13 protein-coding genes are annotated in these 20589 nt (G+C 51.8%); all 13 read left to right on the forward strand.

From position 1 onward, the window contains the following. The first annotated feature begins 38 nt into the window (after window positions 1–38). The 13 genes from M2277_RS10180 (at window position 39) to M2277_RS10240 (ending at window position 20558) form a co-directional block, all read left to right on the forward strand. The gene (locus M2277_RS10180; RefSeq protein ID WP_280754700.1) at window positions 39–1841 is read left to right on the forward strand and encodes a sensor histidine kinase; all 1803 of its coding nucleotides are present in this window, start codon (window positions 39–41) and stop codon (window positions 1839–1841) included. 6 nt (window positions 1842–1847) lie between these two features. After that, a complete protein-coding gene (locus M2277_RS10185; protein WP_280754701.1) occupies window positions 1848–3404 on the forward strand; it encodes a response regulator transcription factor in 1557 nt (518 codons plus the stop codon). A 173-nt stretch (window positions 3405–3577) separates the two neighbouring features. Further along, complete coding sequence (locus tag M2277_RS10190) at window positions 3578–4825, forward strand: ABC transporter substrate-binding protein (protein WP_280754702.1); 1248 nt, start codon at window positions 3578–3580, stop codon at window positions 4823–4825. Between the two features lie 95 nt (window positions 4826–4920). Further along, entirely contained in the window at window positions 4921–5865 is a 945-nt protein-coding gene (locus M2277_RS10195; RefSeq protein WP_280754703.1) for a carbohydrate ABC transporter permease, read from the forward strand. Between the two features lie 5 nt (window positions 5866–5870). Then, complete coding sequence (locus M2277_RS10200; protein ID WP_076151217.1) at window positions 5871–6695, forward strand: carbohydrate ABC transporter permease; 825 nt, start codon at window positions 5871–5873, stop codon at window positions 6693–6695. A gap of 26 nt (window positions 6696–6721) precedes the next feature. Beyond that, on the forward strand, window positions 6722–8851 hold the full coding sequence (locus M2277_RS10205; protein ID WP_280754704.1) for a glycoside hydrolase family 3 N-terminal domain-containing protein: 2130 nt from the start codon (window positions 6722–6724) through the stop codon (window positions 8849–8851). 24 nt (window positions 8852–8875) lie between these two features. Next, on the forward strand, window positions 8876–10948 hold the full coding sequence (locus M2277_RS10210; RefSeq protein WP_280754705.1) for an amylo-alpha-1,6-glucosidase: 2073 nt from the start codon (window positions 8876–8878) through the stop codon (window positions 10946–10948). A 150-nt stretch (window positions 10949–11098) separates the two neighbouring features. Further along, a complete protein-coding gene (locus M2277_RS10215; protein WP_006207851.1) occupies window positions 11099–11569 on the forward strand; it encodes a DinB family protein in 471 nt (156 codons plus the stop codon). A 560-nt stretch (window positions 11570–12129) separates the two neighbouring features. After that, window positions 12130–15999, forward strand: a complete 3870-nt coding sequence (locus M2277_RS10220) for a discoidin domain-containing protein (protein ID WP_280754706.1) — start codon at window positions 12130–12132, stop codon at window positions 15997–15999. 561 nt (window positions 16000–16560) lie between these two features. Further along, window positions 16561–17115, forward strand: a complete 555-nt coding sequence (locus tag M2277_RS10225) for a glycerol-3-phosphate responsive antiterminator (RefSeq protein WP_006207853.1) — start codon at window positions 16561–16563, stop codon at window positions 17113–17115. A 299-nt stretch (window positions 17116–17414) separates the two neighbouring features. Beyond that, window positions 17415–18752 (forward strand): ABC transporter substrate-binding protein, encoded by a 1338-nt coding sequence (locus M2277_RS10230; RefSeq protein ID WP_280754707.1) that lies wholly within the window; start codon window positions 17415–17417, stop codon window positions 18750–18752. After that, on the forward strand, window positions 18752–19708 hold the full coding sequence (locus M2277_RS10235; RefSeq protein ID WP_481857770.1) for a carbohydrate ABC transporter permease: 957 nt from the start codon (window positions 18752–18754) through the stop codon (window positions 19706–19708). The genes M2277_RS10230 and M2277_RS10235 overlap by 1 nt, the downstream gene beginning before the upstream one ends. Next, window positions 19698–20558: a carbohydrate ABC transporter permease gene (locus M2277_RS10240; RefSeq protein ID WP_006207857.1), complete on the forward strand. Its 861-nt coding sequence runs from the start codon at window positions 19698–19700 to the stop codon at window positions 20556–20558. The genes M2277_RS10235 and M2277_RS10240 overlap by 11 nt, the downstream gene beginning before the upstream one ends. Window positions 20559–20589 lie beyond the last annotated feature (31 nt).

A 20589-nucleotide genomic window follows, 5' to 3' on the forward strand; every position in this document is an offset into this window, starting at 1 on the left:
CAACGAGAAGTGAGAGAAACGAGAAGAGAGAGAATGTCATGAACAAACTCAAGCAGAAAATGCTTCATCTCAGTCTGGAGAAGAAACTGATCGTTGCTTTCTCCGCATTTATCATTGTGCCGCTCATTCTGATCGGCGGGATTGTATCGTGGGTCTACGTAGAGAATAATCGGGGTACGATGATTGATGCTGCCGTGGAGAACAACAAACAAATCATCAAGAATATCGATACCTCCTTGCAGCCGCTGCTGCGGCTGTCGATGTTTCCGATCCAGGATTCCACGGTGTATCCCATCATGCGCAAGGATTATGGCAAGGTGACCTACCCATTGCTTGAGCGGGGGCGGGATTTCGATAAAGTGAACGGCTTGATCCAGAGCGGAGTCATGCTGTATTCCGATTTGATTGACTCGGTTGTCATCTACCACGAGAACAGCCAGTCTATCATCGGCAGAAGCAACAAGGAGTACATGAATTTCGCTTATTTCAAGCAGCAGTTCACGCGCGAGCCTTTTGTCCAGAAGATCAGAGGTGCCTACGGGCGCTTCGTTCCGGTAGGCATCCACCAGGAGAAACTGCTGTCCACCAAGGCTACTCCGGTCGTATCTGCCGGCCGAGCGATCATGGACCCCTATACAAAGGAAGATCTGGGCTTTATTCTGTTTAACATTTCGGTGGACAAACTGAAGACGCTCTGGAGCGATTCGGCATTTTCGGAGAACACGAATTTCTATCTGATTGATGAAGCGGATCATATCGTGCACAGCATTTATCCGGAGGAGATCGGGCTGCCGGCAGCCGAGGTGCTGGGGAGTGATTTTCAATATAACGCTGACGGTGAAGTCAATACGCAGATTAATCGGGATACGTACATGATATCTTCGTCCTCTTCTATGGCCGACTGGAAGGCGGTTACGGTAATTCCGAAAAAAGACCTCTTCTCCATTGTGTACCTGATGGTAGCCATCCTGATGGGCGCCTTGATTCTGCTGCTCGTGCTGTCCATTCTGATCTCGGCGCGCATCGCGACCACGATCATGAAGCCGCTGTCGGTACTGAACAGCAAGATGAAGCTTGTCTCCCAAGGTCAGCTTGACGTAAGCTTTGATACGAGGCAGCATGGGGAGATCGGCGTGATCAGCCATACCGTGGACCAGATGCTGCAGGAAATCCGCGATTTGATTGAGCGGATCTATGTGGAGGAAGAAGAGAAGCGGACGCTGGAGATGAATGCGCTGCAATCCCAGATCCGTCCGCATTTTATATATAACACGCTGAACGTGATCAAGTGGATGGCCAAGATCCAGGGGGCCACCGGCATTGAGGAAGCGCTGCAGGCCTTCTCTTCGGTCATCAAGTTTACGGTGAAGAAGGAGGGCAACTATGTGACCATTGCAGAGGAAGTCGAGTTTATGGAGAATTACACGAAAATTCTCGATTTCCGCTATTTTAATAAATTCGATGTTACGTATGAGGTTGAACCAGCCGTAATGAATCATAGGACGTTGAAATTTTTGCTTCAGCCCCTGGTGGAGAATGCAGTCTTCCACGGTTTCGAAGGTATTGATTATAAAGGGATGCTGGTGATATCCATATATGAGGAAGAAGAAACATTGATTATGAAAGTAAGTGATAACGGTCGCGGTTTTCCGGAGGGCGGACAAGCCAAGCAGGAGCAGGAAGGTCCTCGTGATACCTTCAACTCGATCGGACTAAACAATATAAGGAACCGGATATCTCTTCATTTTGGACCGGAGTACGGCCTGTGGATCAAGAGCGGAGAGCATGGCGGAACGGTGGCCTGGATTCGGGTTCCGATCATCACAGAAGAAGCAGGGTGATAGCAAGTGCGAATACTAATCGTAGATGACGAACCGCTTGTGCGCATCGGTATCAAATCGGCCATCGACTGGGAGGCCCAGGGTGTGGACATTGTCGGTGAAGCGGGCGACGGCGAAGAAGCGCTGCGCATGATAACGGAAACGGTACCGGACGTGGTGCTGCTGGATATCAAGATGCCGAAGATGGACGGAATCGAAGTGCTGCGGGCAATGAAGGAGCGGCAGCTGCCGGTTCAAGCCGTCGTGCTGAGCAGCTTCGACGACATAACGTATGTGAAGGAAGCTCTGAAGTTAGGGGCCTTCGATTACTTCCATAAGCCGGACATGAATGAGCGCGAGCTGACGGCGATGCTGAAGAGCATTCGGGAGCAGTTTGGAAGTCAGCAGGCTCCGGCCCGAACCGGAGCGAATGCACCCGGCAGCCGGAAGGAACAGATTCTATATGACGCGCTTCACGGGAACGTCCATGACCTGTCAGCAGAGACCGGGTTGAAAGAGGGCAATATGTATGTCGTTCTCTTCAAAATCAAAGATTATCAAGCGGTCATCAAGAGGTACACCAAAGAAACGGAATCGATCCTGCCTAATACGGTTCAGAACGTAGTAGGCGAGATTCTATCGACGGAGAAGGAAGTGGAGTTTCTTCGGCTGAATGAGCAGCTATATGCCGTATTTATAAGCAACAGCGAATTGAAAAGTCTGCTGGCATCGTTGACCCGCGTCAATAAAATGGTTCAGATGATCAGCTCGGCGCTAAAGCGCTTTGTGAATATTGACATCGTGCTGGGCATTAGCGATTGGTTTGCTGATTTTGACGGCATTTCCATGGGTTATGAGCAAGCAGGCAGAGCCTTGTCCCAGCAATTTTACCACCCGGAGACTTCGATATTTTATTATCAGCATCTGAGACAGAAGAGCGAGAGCGTTTATCAGCAGGCGGATGTCTATTTGAGCCAGATGAAGTCTGCGCTCAGGGAAGAAGCGAATGACCGGTTTCTCGAGCTGCTATCCACGTGGGAGAAGTTTCTGGAGCAAGAAGAGTGCATGGAAGAGAAGGATGTCCGCAAAGTGTATGAAGGCTTGAAGTTTATGATCGGGGAAAGCGGCGGCAAGCCAAGCGGAGCCGTGCAGGAAGAAGTTGCAGGCTTGGAGGGAATCCATGATTTTCAACAGCTGTCCGCTGCATACCGGACCCTGTTCGAAGCGCGGTTTAAGCATCGCAACGATCTGGGGTTTAAGGGATACAGCCAGCTCACGCGCAATATTATGGAGTACACGGAGGAACATTATGCGGAGAGCCTCTCGCTGAAGCTGTTCGGGGAGCTGTTTCATGTCAGTCCGAATTACGTCAGCCGGCTGTTTAAACAGGAGGTCGGTCAAGGACTGTTCGATTATATCAACGAGCTTCGGATCGAGAAGGCGAAGGTGCTGCTTAAGAACTACCGCTACAAAATTTATGACGTTGCCGAGATGGTAGGGTTTAATAATCAGGCCCATTTTGCGATTGTATTTCAGAAATACACAGGCTTTTCTCCTAAACAGTATAGGAAAGAAGAAGTGTGATAATCGAAAAGAAAGTATGATTTTTAATAAAAATGATCTTACCGCACAATCTATTTATAAAAAAATAGTTAATTTTAAAAAATTAATCATCATTTGATTAATTTTTTTTATTGCCCTCGCTCTTTATGATTAAGGTGCAAGTTAAAACGAAAAGAAATGTAGGGGGTAGCATCATGGGTAAAGTGAACAGGAAGTTTTCTGCCATGCTGGTGTTGTGCCTGGCTCTTGTTGTTGGGTTGACCGCTTGCGGCGGCAATAAAAGCGCTGACAATACAGATAACGGATCTGGAGATGCAGGAGAAAAAGTGACGGTGAATTTCGGATTCTGGGGTACGGCACAGGATTTGGAGATTTACCAGAAAGCAGCGGACACCATCTCCGAGCAATATCCGGAGCTTGAACTCAAAATCAAACAATATCCGAGCAGTGAGCAATTCTGGAACACGCTGCCGGGCGAAATCGCTGCCGGCGTTGCGCCTGATTTCATTAAGATGTCCAATGAAGGTGCTTACGAATACATCAACAAAGGGTTGTTCTCGCCAATCGATGAACTGGTTCAAGCGGCTGGCGTAGACATGAGCCGTTTCCCGGATGCGTCGAAGAAAATTTGGAACGTGGACGGCAAGCAATACGGCGTGCCGAACAGCGATATGCCGGCGATGTTCTTCATCAACGAGCAGATGTGGAAAGATGCCGGTCTCGGCGAGTACCCGATGACTTGGGATGAAGTGATCGAAGCGGCAAAAGTGCTGAACAAAGGCAATGTGAAGGGCATTATCGTGAACCTGGATGCCTTCCATATCACGAACTACGTGAAGAGCTTCGGCGGCGGCTGGGGCAACGGTGAGACCATCAACTCGCCAGAGAACGTGAAGGCGCTGGAAATGATCATCGATATGTATGACGAAGGACTTGCTGTAACACCGAAATCACTCGGCTTCGGCTGGGATGGCGAAGTGTTCAGCAATGAGCAGGGCGCAATGAGTACGGGTGGCTACTGGTACAAGGGTTACCTGAAGGATGCGAATCCGGATCTGAAAATGGTAGCCATTCCGGTTCCTAAAGGAACAACTAACGGAAGCACCATGAGCTCGGATGCTTACATGGTACTGAAAGACGCGAAGAACAAAGAAGCTGCGCTGAAAGCTGCTTATTATATGACCAATGACGATACGCAAACCGCATTCATGGAGCTCGGCTTTAATCCGGCGGTATCCTCGTTGTCCGAGCAGTATTTCGAGAAAAACCCTGAATTCAAGGCGCTGCAGCCTGCGCTGGAGTACAGCACAGACTATGGTTATCCGACGGATACCAAGCGTTTCACGGATGAACTCGTTAAAGAATTGGAAGGTTTGATTCTGGGCGGCTCCGGTAAAACGGCTCAGCAAATTCTCGATGACATTCAAGGCCAGTTCAAATAAGAAAAAGGCAACACCCGCTCCCGCTCCTTGTTCTCAGGGGAGCGGGAGCCTTTGTTCACCTATTAGAATTTGAGTAAGGGAGCGGGGGATAACTCATGTCCGATTACAGCAGCAAGCAAGCTGATTTGAAAGGGAGCAGGATTAGACAGTCTTGGTTCCGTTCGTTGGCAGACTCCGACAAGACGCTGGGCTGGTTGTTTTCACTGCCCTTTTTGATTTTGTGGGCGTGGTGGTTTCTATATCCATTTATCCAGTCATTTGTAAGAAGCTTTCAGGATGCGAATTTTGCCGCCTTGGACCAGGCCAAATTCATCGGTCTGGAAAACTATGTGACGATCCTTCAAGATAAAGAATTCTTCCGGGCGCTGCTTCATTCCCTGGAAATCGTGGTCATCTCGATTCCGATTCAGACTGTTCTCGGTTTGCTCTTGGCCATCCTGGTCAATCAGAAGCTGAAAGGCAAGGGGATATTCCGGACGGTATTCTTCATTCCGTATATCACCTCGCAAATCGCGATCACCACCGTGTTCATGATGCTGTTTAAGCAGGGCACCTTCCTAACGGAATTTTTCGGAGCTTTAGGCTTCGGGAATGTAACATGGTTTGCAGATACCAACTATGCGCTCTTATTTGTATGTATTCTGTTTATCTTCCAGCAAGCTGGCTTCACCATGATTGTGTACTTGTCGGGCCTGCAGGAAATTCCGAAGGATCTGTACGAAGCGGGCGAGATTGACGGAGCATCCAAATGGAACAAATTCCGCTACATTACGGTGCCGTACCTGAAGCCGATCACCTTCTTTATCGTGTCGGTATCCACCATTGCCGGGTTCCAGATTTATGATCAGATTGCGGCGATTTCCCGTTATGGCGCACTCGGTTCGCCAGCTGGCGCTACCAGCACGGTGGTGACGTATTTCTACCAGCACGGGATTCGATACATGAACATCGGTTACGGCAGCGCGGCGGTGGTACTGTTCTTCATGATCATCATGTTGATTACGTATCTGCAAAAAAAATTCTTGGATGAGAAGGAGTGAGCGTAATGTTGACCCGTACGAATAATGGTCGGCCGTTTCTGTACATCGGCACGATTATCCTTGGGCTCTTGTTCGCCCTTCCATTTCTCTATACCCTCTATACGTCCATCATTCCGATGCGCCATGTCAACACCTTGACATCGCCGGCCAACTGGACGTTCGAGAACTTTAAAATCTTCTTTACGAATGATGCTTATAATGTGCCGAGATGGTTTCTGAATACGGTCATTATGACCGGCGCTGTCGTGATCGGGAACCTGATCATTAACCCGATGGCAGGCTTTGCGCTGGCCAAGCTGAATTTCAAGGGCAAAGGCCTGATCTACTGGATCGTTGTTGCCACCATGATGGTGCCGTACCATATGATCCTGATCCCGGTTTACGTGAACGTGGCGCAGCTCGGATGGCTTAACACGTTCTGGGGGTTAACGGTGCCGTTCCTGTATCAAGGTCTGTACATCTTCATGCTGCGGCAGTTCTTCATCTCGGTTCCGAATGAATTCCTGGAAGCAGCGCGGATGGACGGCTTGACGAAGATGGGCGCCTTCTGGCGGATCGTGTATCCACTGGCCCGTTCATCACTGATTACGATGTCGATTCTTGCTTTTGCCGGAACATGGAACAGTTATCTCGTTCCGAGTACGCTTGCGAACACGCCGGAAATGTATGTGCTGGTTGTCGGCCTGAACAGTGTGAAGGATATGTTCTTTGAGAATACACCGATGATTATGGCGGGCGTTGTGCTATCCACACTGCCGATCATCCTGTTCTTCTTCCTGTTCCAGCGCCAATATATCGAGGGAATCTCGAACGCCGGTGTCAAAGGTTGATATAGGAGCATGGGGAGGGATTAGCGATGGATAACGTGGAACGGCGTGCGAAGGATCTTCTTGCGCAGATGACCTTGACGGAGAAGGTTGGTCAGACAGTTCAGTACGGCCGGTGTGAGGAGCCGGAGCTGAAGCTGGTTGCCGAAGGCAAGATCGGGTCATTGCTGAATGTACATGGTCCGAAAAAGATCAACGAGCTTCAGCGGCTGGCCGTGGAGGAAACCCGCCTCGGAATTCCGCTTCTGATTGGGGATGACGTCATTCATGGCTTCCGCACCATCTTTCCGATTCCGCTGGGCGAGGCCGCCAGCTGGGATCCCGAAGGGATGGAGAAGAACGCCCGCATTGCGGCCGTAGAGGCCGCAGCGCAAGGGATTCGCTGGACCTTCGCGCCGATGGTTGACATCACGCGCGACCCCCGGTGGGGCCGCATCGCGGAGAGCACGGGGGAGGATGTTTATCTGTCCTCTCTGGCCGCTGCCGCGAAGGTCAGAGGATTTCAAAGCCCGAATGAGGACGGTTATCCGACGGTAGCGGCATGCGTGAAGCATTTTGCCGGGTACGGCTGGATTGAAGGCGGCAGGGACTATGATACAACCGACATGTCGGAGCGGACGCTGCGCGAAACCGTGTTGCCCCCGTTCTATCAAGGGATTCAGGCCGGAGCGCTATCCGTGATGAGTGCCTTCAGTGAACTGAACGGCGTTCCTGCTTCCGGAAGCCGTTATCTCCTGCGGGATATATTGAAGGGGGAATGGGGCTTTGACGGGATGGTGGTCAGCGATTGGGAGTCGATCGAAGAGCAGATCTACCATGGCTATGCCGAGGATCGGAAGGATTCCGCGTTGAAGGGGCTAGACGCGGGGGTGGATATGGACATGCACGCCGGTGTTTATCTCGATCATCTGGAAGCATTGATCCAGGACAATCCCGAGCTGCTCAAGCAACTGGATGATGCGGTGCTCCGCATATTACAGGTGAAATTCCGGCTCGGATTGTTCGAGCATCCGTATGTGAGCGAGGAAGCTGAAGTGAACGGAGATGCGCCGAAAGGGCAAGCCATTCCTGCTGCTCATCTGGAGCAGGCCAGGGACAGCGCCCGGAAATCGATTGTGCTGCTGCAGAATGACAGCGGGATTTTGCCGCTGGACACCAGCACGCACAAGAAGCTGGCTCTGATCGGGCCGCTGGCGGATGACCGCCACAATTCGATGGGCTGCTGGGCCTGGAAAGGCCGCGATGAAGACGTGATCACGGTATGGGATGCGTTCCAATCGGAAATCGCGCCGAAGGCCGAGGTGTTCTATGAGCCGGGCAGCGGCATTCTGGAGGAGCTGGATGGCGGAGTGAAGCGGGCTGTCGAGCTTGCCAAGCAGTGCGATGTTGCGGTTGTCGTTGTGGGCGAATCCGAAGCCATGACGGGCGAGCATTACAACGTCACCTCCATTACGCTTCCACCCTGTCAGGAGCGCCTGATTCAGGAGCTGAAACGTCAGACCGACACGCCGATCGTCGTCGTGCTGATGAACGGACGTCCGCTTGCCACTCCATGGCTGCATGAACATGCGGATGCTGTGGTTGAAGCGTGGCATTTGGGAACCGCCACAGGTCATGCGCTTGTAGATGTGCTTACCGGCACTTACAATCCAAGTGGTCGCCTGCCGGTTACCGTTCCGCGTGCGACGGGCCAAATTCCGATGTATTACAACCGGAAGAATACCGGCCGTCCTCATTTGTACGAAGATTATATCGATTGCGATGATTCTCCGCTGTATCCGTTCGGGTATGGCCTCAGTTATACAACGTTCGAATATACGGATTTGCGGCTGGATCGGCATCAAATCGGCCGGGATGAGTCCGTAGATGTATCGGTGAGCATAGCGAATACCGGACAAAGAGCCGGCGAGGAAACCGTTCAGCTGTACATCCGCGACTTGGTTGCAAGCTCGACCCGGCCGGTCAGAGAGTTGAAGGGATTCCGCAAGATACGACTGCAGCCGGGAGAAAGCCGGACGGTACATTTTACGCTGGGACGTGAAGAACTTGGGCTGTTGGATGAGAGACTTGTGTTTACGGTAGAGCCCGGGAAGTTCCATGTCTGGGTCGGACCACATTCGGAAGAAGGACTGCAGGCTGAGCTTGTAGTTGTTGAATAACCGGAATCAAAGGGGGATTTAAACATGGACTACCGTGTAATTAAAGAAGGAAATTTATTCTTTCTGACCGGGCTTAATGGAGATATCGTCCTGGGGGATGAACAAGGCCATGGTTTATATACGAAGGATACGCGTTTTCTGAGCCGCATGGAGCTATTCATCGATGGCGAGAAGCCTTCGCTCTTGTCCTCCACGGGGGACAAGAGTTATGTTGCTTCCTTCCGCCTGATGAAGGAGGCCAAGGATGAAGGGGCTGTTGAAGTACATCGTGAGCGCTTCATCTACAGCGGCATCCTGTACGAGCGCTGCACGCTGACCAACTATTTTGTTGGGGATTCCCATTTCGAGTTCTCGGTTTCCTTTGACGCCGATTTTCAGGATATGTTCCTGGTTCGTAAATACCGTACCGGGGAAGTTGGCAGGATGGAGGAAATTCGAACAGGGGATCTGGAGATGACGCTGGCTTACATGGGAGCGGATAACTTGAGAAGACAGACCCGCATTTCCTGGGATGCAGACGGTGGTCAGGCGGATCAGACCGGCACGGTTAGCTTTCCGCTGTCTCTGAAACCTCAAGAACAGAAGGTCATTACCTTCTGTATCACACCGATGACGGAGCAGCATCCCGCAGCGGAGCCGCTGACCTACGAAGAAGGGCTGAAGAAGCTCGAAGCCTCCTATGAAGAATGGTACGGGAACAGCTCACGGGTCCAGTCGGATTCCGCGCTGTTCAGCGGCTTGTACCAGAGAGGACTGCAGGATCTGCGCATGCTGACGACCGATGTGGGCTTCGGCGATACAACAGTCGCGGGGCTGCCGTGGTTCGCGGTTCCATTCGGCAGAGATAGCTTGATCACGGCCCTGTTCATGCTTCCGGTGAACCCGAAGCATGCCAAGGGGACCTTGAGAACGCTGGCAGCTTATCAAGGCGAGAAGACGGACCCTTGGCGGGATGAGCAGCCGGGCAAAATCATGCATGAGATCCGCTATGGCGAGCTGGTCACGACGAATCAATCCCCGTTCTCGCCGTACTACGGCACCATCGATTCCACGCCGCTGTTCCTGGCGCTGATCGGCGAGTATTACCGCTGGACAGGCGATCTTTCCTTGGCGGAGGAATTGAAGCCAAACATGCTGCGGGCATTGGATTACATCGACGCCTCGCTTGAAGCGGGCTCCGGCTTCATGGCTTACAAGCAGGAAGCCGAGAAAGGCTTCCCGAACCAGGGCTGGAAGGATTCCGCCAACTCGATCATCCATGAGAATGGGGAGTATGCGGAATCTCCGATCGCACTGTCGGAGGTCCAGGGCTATGTGTATCAAGCCAAGGCATCGCTTGTGCCCGTCTTTGCAGGGTTAGGGGAGCCGGAACGGGCCCGCAGGCTGGAGACGGAAGCCGCGGAGCTTCGGGCTCGATTCGAATCGGCCTTCTGGATGGAGGATGAGATGTGTTATGCCATCGCACTGGATAAGGATCTCCGTCAGGTGCGCAGCGTGTCCTCGAATCCCGGGCATCTGCTTATGAGCGGGTTGCCGGAAGAGAGCCGGGCGAAAGCCCAATCCAAGCGGATGCTCAGAAGCGACATGTTTAACGGATATGGAATCCGCACGATGAGCACAGACTCCACGGGATACTATCCGATGAGTTATCACAACGGGAGTGTATGGCCGCATGATAATGCCATGATCCTGCTGGGACTTGGCAAGCAGGGATTCAAGGATGAGGCGGGTAAGGTCATCTCCGGCCTGCTGCAGGCTTCGGCGCATTTTGAGTACCAGCGTCTGCCGGAGCTGTTCTGCGGACATGATGCGAAGCTCGGTTATCCGGTTCCATACCCGACAACCTGTTCGCCGCAGGCATGGGCGGCGGGAACCTCGATTGCCTTCCTGCAGGCGATGCTCGGATTGTATCCGAATGCAGCGAGGAAGGAAATTGCGTTGTCTCCGTTCCTTCCGGAAGGGATGAATGAGCTGAAGGCCGAGCGGATTGCCATCGGAAACGGCCATCTGTCCGTATTCGTCGTACGGGAAGCCGGCAGCAGCACGTTTAAAGTCCAAGTACTTGAGAATACAACCGGATTCAATCTTGTGGATTGATCTTTTATCAGATTCTGTGTGCACGAACAACCTGACTCTTAATACTTAAGGGTCAGGTTGTTTTTGGTTGAAATTAGAGGAACGTATGTTCTATAATAGTGAAGTGAGTTTGAATGGATTGTTGTATACATACCGGATGGGAGAGAAACTATGAATTCCTATTGTACATATGCATTACATCAGATTGAAGTTGCCGTTGTATCCATCGTGGCGATAATCGACAAGCTCGATGAAGCGGATTTGCTCGTTAAGCCGACCGAGGACAAACATTCTGTCGGGGAATTGCTCAAGCATATCGCCGTCATCTGCCGGGCCGATTTCCACATATCACAAGGAGCTGCGCAGGAGGAGATGAGCGCCTATTATGCAGGTGTATCGATTCATAACCTGAAGGATATACAGGCTGAATTGTTAAGCAACTATTCGTATCTGGAACAGGCGTTCAGAGAGATGACGGAAGAAGAGCTTCATCAGGAGATGACGTCCTACTGGGGCGTCACCTATTCGAGGTACGAATGGCTGCTTGAAATACTGGGTCATGTGTACCACCACCGGGGACAGCTGCATGCGATGCTGGTTCACTGTAACGGAAAGGACCCGAAGGTCCCGTTATTCGAATAGCCATGGGATGGAGGAGATCCATCCGGGCCGGACAAGGGGGCGTTCTTGTCCGGCCTTTTTTCTGACCTGACCATATTAAAACTCCTTTCCTTCCTCGCATAGAAATCCACCTAAAAAACATACGATCGCGCATCGTCAATCGATCTGGAAATCCTTTATAGTAATGACACAGCATGGAATATGTTTGCCACCCATCGTTAAGCTCCCCGCAGATTTACGCACGGCGTCATGATGTTTCTGTTTTTGCAGCAGCACCTGAACCAGCATACCCTCTCATTATGTTTATTGCATTCTTCCTTATAAACTGCCAGTGCGCGAGATTTTGCCTATGTTCGGGTGATCCTAACAGGGTTATTCGTGCTGGGGGCGTAATGGGGAGGATAGCGGCGGCGGTTGACCAACACAGGGCACATAGGAACATAGGAGTTCAAGGGAGGTGATCGGCACGAACGGAACATAGTTGTAAGCGCATACTTATTTCTTCCGGCATGCGGCCGGGAAGACGAGACTAACGTATGCAACGTACACAAGGAAAACATTTGATATCAGGAGGTTGGATCATGAAATCCAGAAGGTTGATGAATAGAATCAAACCTGCTGTCATGAGTTTACTCGTATTGATGCTGATATGGACACAGCTGATCATGGTGCCTGACCCGGGCTTTGCTGAGGGATCCCATACCGATTCACATCCAGCCGTTCAGATTGGAGATGGGCAGCAATGGGATGGCGATCCGGCGGCGGGGGAACCCGCTATGGATCAACCGGGCGGAGGCCGGCCCGGCTCCGGTCATGAGGAGGTGCCAGGAGATGGCTCAGGCGATGAAGGCACTCCGGGCGGCGGGTCCGAAGGAGGTAAAGCACCTGCATCCGGCGAAGACGCCAAAGCGCCAGCAGCCGAGGATGCCGTAATCGCAGCGGAGCCAGGCAATCTGGCGGCTGGCAAGAATATGACGGCCAGCTCCTATAACCAGACCTATGCTGCCGGGAATGCCAATGATTCTAACCAGGCTACCTACTGGGAGAGCAGCAACAACGCCTTTCCTCAGTGGCTTCAGGTGGATCTGGGCAGCTCCTACAGTGTCAACAAAGTGATATTGAAGCTGCCTGCGAACGGGTGGGAGACGAGATCTCAGACGTTGACCGTACAAGGCAGCAGCAACGGCTCAGCGTTCAACAACCTGTCTTCTTCCGCTGCCTATACATTTAATCCGGCAGACGGCAATAAGGTTACGATCAATCTGACCGCGCAATCGGCGCGATATGTACGGCTGCTTTTCACCGCCAATACCGCATGGCCAGCCGGTCAGATTTCCGAGTTCGAAGTGTACGGCCAGGCACCGGCCGGGGATACAGAGGCACCGACTGCCCCGGGCAACCTCGCTTATACTGAGCCAGCTTCAGGCCAAATTAAGCTGACCTGGTCGGCATCAGCGGACAATGTCGGCGTAACGGGGTACGATATATACGCCAATCAGGCAGTGCGGGCAAGCGTAGCCGGCAATGTGCTGACGTATACGGATAATCAGCCTGCTGCCGCCACGGTCAGTTACTTTGTGAAGGCCAAAGACGCAGCCGGTAATGTATCTGCCGCCAGCAACACGGTGACCCGCACAGGCAGCGGCGGCGGAGGCAACGGAACCAATCTGGCGCTGAACAAGCCGATCACGGCTTCCTCGAACGAGTACATTTATGCTGCTTCCAATGCCAATGATGGCAGCTTGAGCACGTATTGGGAAGGCAGTGCCAACCGTTATCCGCATACGCTGACCGTTGATTTAGGCTCCAACGCGGACATTTCGTCGGTTGTGCTGAAGCTGAATCCGGATAGCCAATGGGGAACGCGGGCGCAGACAATTCAGGTGCTGGGCCATGATCAGAACAGTAACGCCTTCACAAATCTGGTATCCGCTGCGCAGTATACCTTTAACCCGGCCACGGGCAATACGGTGACCATTCCGGTTACTGCCAAAGTGAATGCCGTGCAGTTGAGGATCACGGCCAATACGGGTTCATCGGGAGGACAGATTGCCGAGTTTCAAGTTATCGGCACGCCTGCTTCCAATCCGGACTTGACCATTACGGGAATGTCCTGGACACCGGTGAACCCGGTGGAAACCGACAGCATTGTATTAACGGCTGTAGTGAAGAACATCGGGACCCTCTCTTCCGGGGCAACAACCGTCAATTTCTACCATGGCAATAACAAGCTCGGTACTTCGAATGTGGCGGGACTCGCAGCCGGTGCTTCGGCTAACGTGACCTTGAATCTCGGTGCCAAGGAGGCGGGAACATATCAACTCACGGCCAAGGTGGATGAGAACAATGCCGTCATGGAGCAGAACGAAGCCAATAACAGCTATACGAATCCGACATCCATGGTCATCAGCCCTGTTCAAAGCTCCGACCTGGTGGCAGCGAACAGTTGGTCACCGGGCAATCCGGCTGCCGGAAACAGTGTGAATTTCACCGTTACGGTGAAGAACCAGGGTACGGCCGCGTCCGCTGGAGGTGCCCACGGCATTAAGGTGACCCTGAGCGATGCGAATACAAACAACGTCATTCAGACCTTTACAGGCACGGTGAATGGCGTCATCGCCAGCGGGGCTTCGGCTCAGCCGGTGAACGTAGGCAGTTGGACGGCGGCCAACGGCAAGTACAACGTGAAGACCGAGGTGGCCGTGGATGCCAATGAGCTGCCGGTGAAGCAAGCTAACAACATCGCAACAAGTCCGCTCTTTATCGGACGGGGGGCGAATATGCCTTATGACATGTATGAGGCCGAGGATGCCGTCGTTGGCGGCGGAGCGGCTGTGGTCGGGCCGAACCGCAACATCGGGGATATTGCCGGTGAAGCATCCGGCCGAAAGGCGGTCACACTCCATTCAACAGGCAGCTTCGTAGAGTTCACGACGAAAGCCAGCACGAATAGTCTGGTTACGCGCTTCTCGATTCCGGATGCGCCTGGCGGCGGAGGGATCGATGCTACACTGAACGTCTATGTGGATGGTGTCTTTACCAAGACCATCAATCTCACTTCCAAATATGCATGGCTCTATGGCGATGAGGCCAATCCAAGCAACAGCCCATCTGCAGGAGCACCGCGTCACATATACGACGAGGCCAACATCATGTTTGATACCACCATCCCAAAGGGAAGCAAAATCCGCCTGCAGAAGGATGCAGCCAACACAAGCCAGTACGCCATTGATTTTATCAACCTGGAGCAGGTGACATTAATCCCGAATCCGGACCCGGCTAAATATGTCGTTCCCGCAGGTTTTACGCATCAGGACGTGCAGAATGCTTTGGATAAATTCCGCATGGATACAACGGGGAATCTGGTCGGCGTCTATCTCCCGGCCGGAACCTATCAGACATCGAATAAGTTCCAGGTTTACGGCAAACCGGTGAAAATCGTTGGTGCGGGCCCATGGTTTACTCGCTTTACCGGCCCATCGTCACAGAACAATACCGATATCGGATTTTCCGTCAATGCAACGGCGAACGGCTCCACCTTCGCGAACTTTGCATACTTTGGCAATTACACCTCCCGGATCGACGGACCGGGTAAAGTGTTCGATTTCTCGAACGTTGCGAACATGACGATCGATAACATCTGGGTGGAGCACCAAGTGTGCATGTATTGGGGCGCCAATACGGATTACATGAAAATTACCAACTCCCGGATCCGCAACGTGTTTGCTGATGGGATCAACATGACCAACGGCAGCACGAACAATCTCGTGAGCAACATTGAAGCACGGGCAACAGGGGATGACAGCTTTGCTCTGTTCTCCGCGATTGATGCGGGAGGGGCAGACGAGAAGGATAACGTCTACGAGAATCTGACTTCGCTGCTGACCTGGCGTGCGGCGGGCCTTGCGGTATATGGAGGATACGGCAATACGTTTCGTAATATCTACATTGCGGATACGCTCTGTTATTCCGGCGTCACGATCAGCTCGCTGGATTTCGGATACCCGATGAACGGCTTCGGCGCATCGCCGCCGACCCAATTCGAGAATATCTCGATTGTCCGTGCGGGCGGCCATTTCTGGAACCAGCAGACCTTTCCGGCAATGTGGCTGTTCTCAGCCTCAAAGGTGTTCCAGGGCATTCGGGTAACGGACGTGGACATTATCGATCCGACTTACCACGGCATCATGTTCCAGACCAATTATGTTGGCGGGCAGCCGCAGAACCCGGTCAAGGATACGATCTTTACGAACATTACGATCTCCGGTGCGAAAAAGAGCGGCGACGCATTTGACGCGAAGTCCGGCGTAGGAATCTGGGCTAACGAAATGCCGGAGCCGAACCAAGGTCCGGCCGTGGGCAGTGTGATCTTTAATAACCTGAAGATCACCGATACCGTAACGCCGATCAAGAATAACACCTCGACGTTTACGATTCAGGTGAATCCGTAATCCCCAAGGTGTAGAGCAGTCAGCGCATTTTGCAGACCAAACGGTTAAGCGCCTGAAACAGGCGCATGGAAGCATGGATTGGCAGGTCGTCCGATACCCTCGGGCGGCCTGTTTCCATCCTGTGCGATCTCCGTGGCACGATCTGCCCTTCTATATGCCCCATAACCAGGGACGATTGCAAACGGAGTTGACGTTCTTTTTACAAAGCGCCATGATATTTATTACATTCAACTCACATTCTTTTAAATTCGACAAATTAATACAATATTCGCTATAGACTCTAGCTAAATCATTCCACTATGATAGATATTAAATAGCTGATCGAGCTATCCTGAAAGCGTTCTCCCCATGTTCGCTGAACCGAAAATGATCCTAAGTCTAGGAGGGAACCTACCAAACCAGGCATATAGTAAAATCTGTTATCAGCTAAATGGAAAGCGCATTCATGAGATGTGGAATGTGTGCAGGGAGCTCGTTAACACATATTTTACACATCGTTAATACTCACATGATCCTATCGCTTTATCATAGTGAGTGTTCGGTAAAGGGGGACACGCACTTATGACAGATCAGAAGAGAAGCCGTCTTCCCGTGATCGCTTCGATTACCAAGCTTGAACAGATCGATGCGGCTGTGAGCAGCGCGGTGGAACGGGTGAACCTGATGACAGGTGACATCATGAAACTAAGGGATATCGTAAGTCGGCTGCACTCCTCAGGCAAAAAAGTGTTTGTTCATTTGGAAATGGTAAGCGGGATTGGTCGTGACAATTCGGCTGTGCAGTATTTGGCGGATTCGTATCGGATCGATGGGATCATTACCACGAAGACCAATACGGTGGCAGCAGCGCGGCAAGCAGGCATCAGCTCGATACAGCGTGTGTTTGCCATTGATACGACAGCTTTAAGAACCGCCGTGAAGATGATCGGACAAGCGCGTCCGGACGAGGTGGAGCTGATGCCGGGACTTATGCCCCGCGTGATCCGCGACCTGAAGAAGGAAATTCACTGTCCGCTAATTGTGGGAGGTTTTTTACGAAGCGAAGAAGAAATCGATGAGGCACTGGCTAACGGTGCAGATCTCGTATCTACGGGTGATGCGCGCTTTTGGAAATAAAGCGTCCTGTAGGATTAATGGATTTACTACAATTACATATTTGCTAGGGGTGGAGACGATGAGATAACCCGAGTAGCAGCTACTTTAGCTTTTATAGGAGGTGGTGGCTCTTAGGTTGCGCTCTTTTGACGTCTCTATTTTTGTGCGCTTTTTAAGGGATAGAAGGGTTGATTGGATGAGGAGCTTTCCTCATTCCTGAGGGTCCATGTGCCGCCAGGGCTGGCATTGGGATGGATGAAGTGTGGATAGACAAGCCATTATTCAGAAGAAGTTGATTCGAAAGGGGCTAGAGATCATCAATGAAAAAGAAATCATGGTTGTTGACGTTACTGACCATATTTATGGTCATCACCACGGCATGCGGAGGCGGCGGTGGAAGTGAAAGTGCTGGAGGCGAGGTTTCGCTGGATGATGTGGAAGCCGCTTCAATGGATATGAAGAACGATACAACACCTGTCAAAATCCAATACTGGCATGCCCACGCGGATGCCCAGCTTGAAGGCTTGAATTACATGATTGCAGAGTTTCAAAAGAAGTATCCTCATATTACGGTAGAACCGGTGTTCCAAGGCGGTTATCCTGACCTTCACAAGAAACTGTCGGCTGCCGTAGCTGCGAATAATGTACCGGCCGTGACCAATGTGGAGGTATCGTCCCTCGCGAACTTTGCGGACAGCGGCATATTTGCCGACCTGGGTCCATGGATCAAGCGCGATGAAGTGAAGATGGACGATTTTGCTCAAGGGATGCTGAACGCCTATGCCTACAACGGCAAGCAATTCGGATTCCCGCTGATTGTCAGCACCAGCGTGTTCGTCTACAACAAAACGATGCTGGACGAGCTGGGCGTGGAGCCTCCTGCGAAATGGGATGAGATTGAGGATTTCAATGCAAAGGTAACAAAAAAGGAAGGCGACAAAACGACTCGCTATGCCTTCTCGGTTCCAGGCTGGGATACGTGGTACTATGACCCTTGGAACATTAACGGCGGCGGACAAATCCTGACGGAGGACCTGAGTGCTTCCGCTGTCGAGAACGAGGACTCCCTCCGCTACCTTCAGAATTTCTACAAATGGCAAAATGACGGCAGTATGCATATGGGCTTCGGTAAAGGAGCTTCCGACAATATGCGGCAAATGTTCCTGAACGGTGAAATCGCCATGGTACAGCACACTTCCGCGATGTTGAAGATGTACCGCGAGAATGCAGACTTCGAAGTCGGCGTATCCTTCATTCCTGGTGATAAAGTCCGTACCTCCAACATTGGCGGCGCAGGTATCGTCATGATGGAAGGTGCCAAGGATCTGGAGAAAGAAGCAGCATGGAAATTCATCGAGTTCATGACTTCAGCTGAGCAGAACATTAAATGGGCCGAATCCGTTGGATACCTGCCTACAAGAAAATCCGCGATCGAGTCGGAGGAAGGCGATCAATATTTCGAAAGATGGCCGCAATACCGATCGGTTTACGAGCATTTTGATGAAGTGACACCGCGTATGCAGCACCCGGCTTATCCTGAATTCAGTGAAGTGTACAAAGAAGTTGTAGGGGAAATGGTGCTGAACAAAAAAGATCCGACACCACTTATGCAGGATGCGGCCAAGAAGATCAACGATATTCTGGCTGACTATGAGTGATGCCTATGGAGACCAATAAACAAGTGACTAAGGCGGCGTCCAATCGGGCGACCGCTTCGGTCTCTAAACGGATGTCTCATACGTTAATGGAGAAGTGGAAGGACTTTTCATTCGCGGTCCCGGCGCTGCTGTTCATGGGCGTGTTCCTGTATTATCCGCTGGGCTATTCCGTCTACATCAGCTTCACGAATTGGAATATGACTCGTCCCGTGAAAAAGTTCGTAGGCGTTGATAACTATACGCGTCTTCTGGGCAGCGCGGATTTCTATCAGTCCCTGAAGGTCACGTTCCTGTACACCTTGATGGACGTTGTATTCACGCTTGTGATCGGGCTGCTGCTGGCGCTGCTCCTCAATGTGTCCTCGTCACGTCTGTTCGGCTTCATGCGCGGTGTCATCTTCATGCCATATTACGTGTCGATGGTGGTTGCAGCCATGGTATTCACCTGGATATACAACGGACAATACGGGCTTCTGAATTCCGTTGTATCCTGGTTTGGCATGGACCTTGTCCAATGGCTGACCAATCCCTCCACGGCATTACCGGCATTGGTTGCCGTTTCGGTATGGAAGGGCGTGGGCTTCGCGATGATCCTCTTTATTGCAGGCATGCGGGGGATTCCGGCGGAGTATTACGAGGCGGCTTCGATTGATGGGGCCAGCAAGCTTCGGCAGTTCCGCAATATTACACTGCCACTCTTGTCGCCGATGACCCTGTTTCTTGTCATTACCAGTTTTATTTCCTCCATGCAGGTGTTCCAGTCAATTGACGTAATGACAGACGGCGGTCCGCTCAAGGCCACAAACGCTATTGTGTACTGGATCTATACGATGGCTTTCGATGAATTCAAGACAGGAAGAGCCTCTGCGCTTGTCATGATTCTGTTCGTTATCATACTGCTGTTAACATTGGTTCAATGGGTGGTCAGCAGGAAGAAGGTGCACTATGAAGGATAATTATATGGCCGGGTCAGCCAAGAACCGCAAGACCATGATGACGCTTCGCATCATCGGAGCCGTCATGGTAACGCTTGTCATGTTCTTTCCGGTGTATTGGCTGCTGATCAGTGCGCTCAAGACGCAGTCTGAGATGCGGATGGCCGTTCCTACATTCTGGCCGGAAACCTTTGCCTGGCAGAACTTTGCCGAGGCCTTCCGGGTGATCCCTTATGCGCGGTTCTTCAGTAATACGCTGCTGATGGCGGTAGGAACGATTATTTTGCAGCTGAATGTGGCGCTGATGGCGGCATATGCTTTTGCGAAGGGGCAATTCTGGGGACGGGACGCTCTGTTCTTACTGGTTCTGGCTGCACTGATCGTGCCGGAGCAGGTCATTTTCGTTCCGGTGTACGTCATGATGTCCAAGCTGGATTGGCTGGACACCTTCTGGGCGCTCATCGTGCCTCATGGAGCTTCTGCTTACGCGATATTCCTGCTTAGGCAGGCCTTCAAATCCATCAACAATGACGTGCTGGAAGCAGCGCGCGTGGATGGAGCCGGAAGGTTCTCGATTCTGTATAAGCTGTTGTTTCGGATGGCATTGCCAACGATTGTCACCATGGGCGTCTTAATCTTCATCTCGTCCTGGAACTCGTATTTCTGGCCGCTCATCATGACCAACGACAACGATATGCGCGTGCTTACGGTAGGTATTGCCATGCTGCGGGATTCCATTGCCGGCAATGAAGCGATGTTCTTCAATGTTATTATGGCGTCCAGCGTCATGGCCATTATCCCGATCGTGCTGGTGTTTACGGTCATGCAGAAGCATATTGTAGCCGCCATGGCGAATTCGACATTTAAATAACCTCATTTTATTCGTTAAGAGATTAGGCGGA

Source organism: Paenibacillus sp. LBL, from assembly GCF_029893715.1.
Taxonomy (GTDB): domain Bacteria; phylum Bacillota; class Bacilli; order Paenibacillales; family Paenibacillaceae; genus Paenibacillus_AQ; species Paenibacillus_AQ glucanolyticus.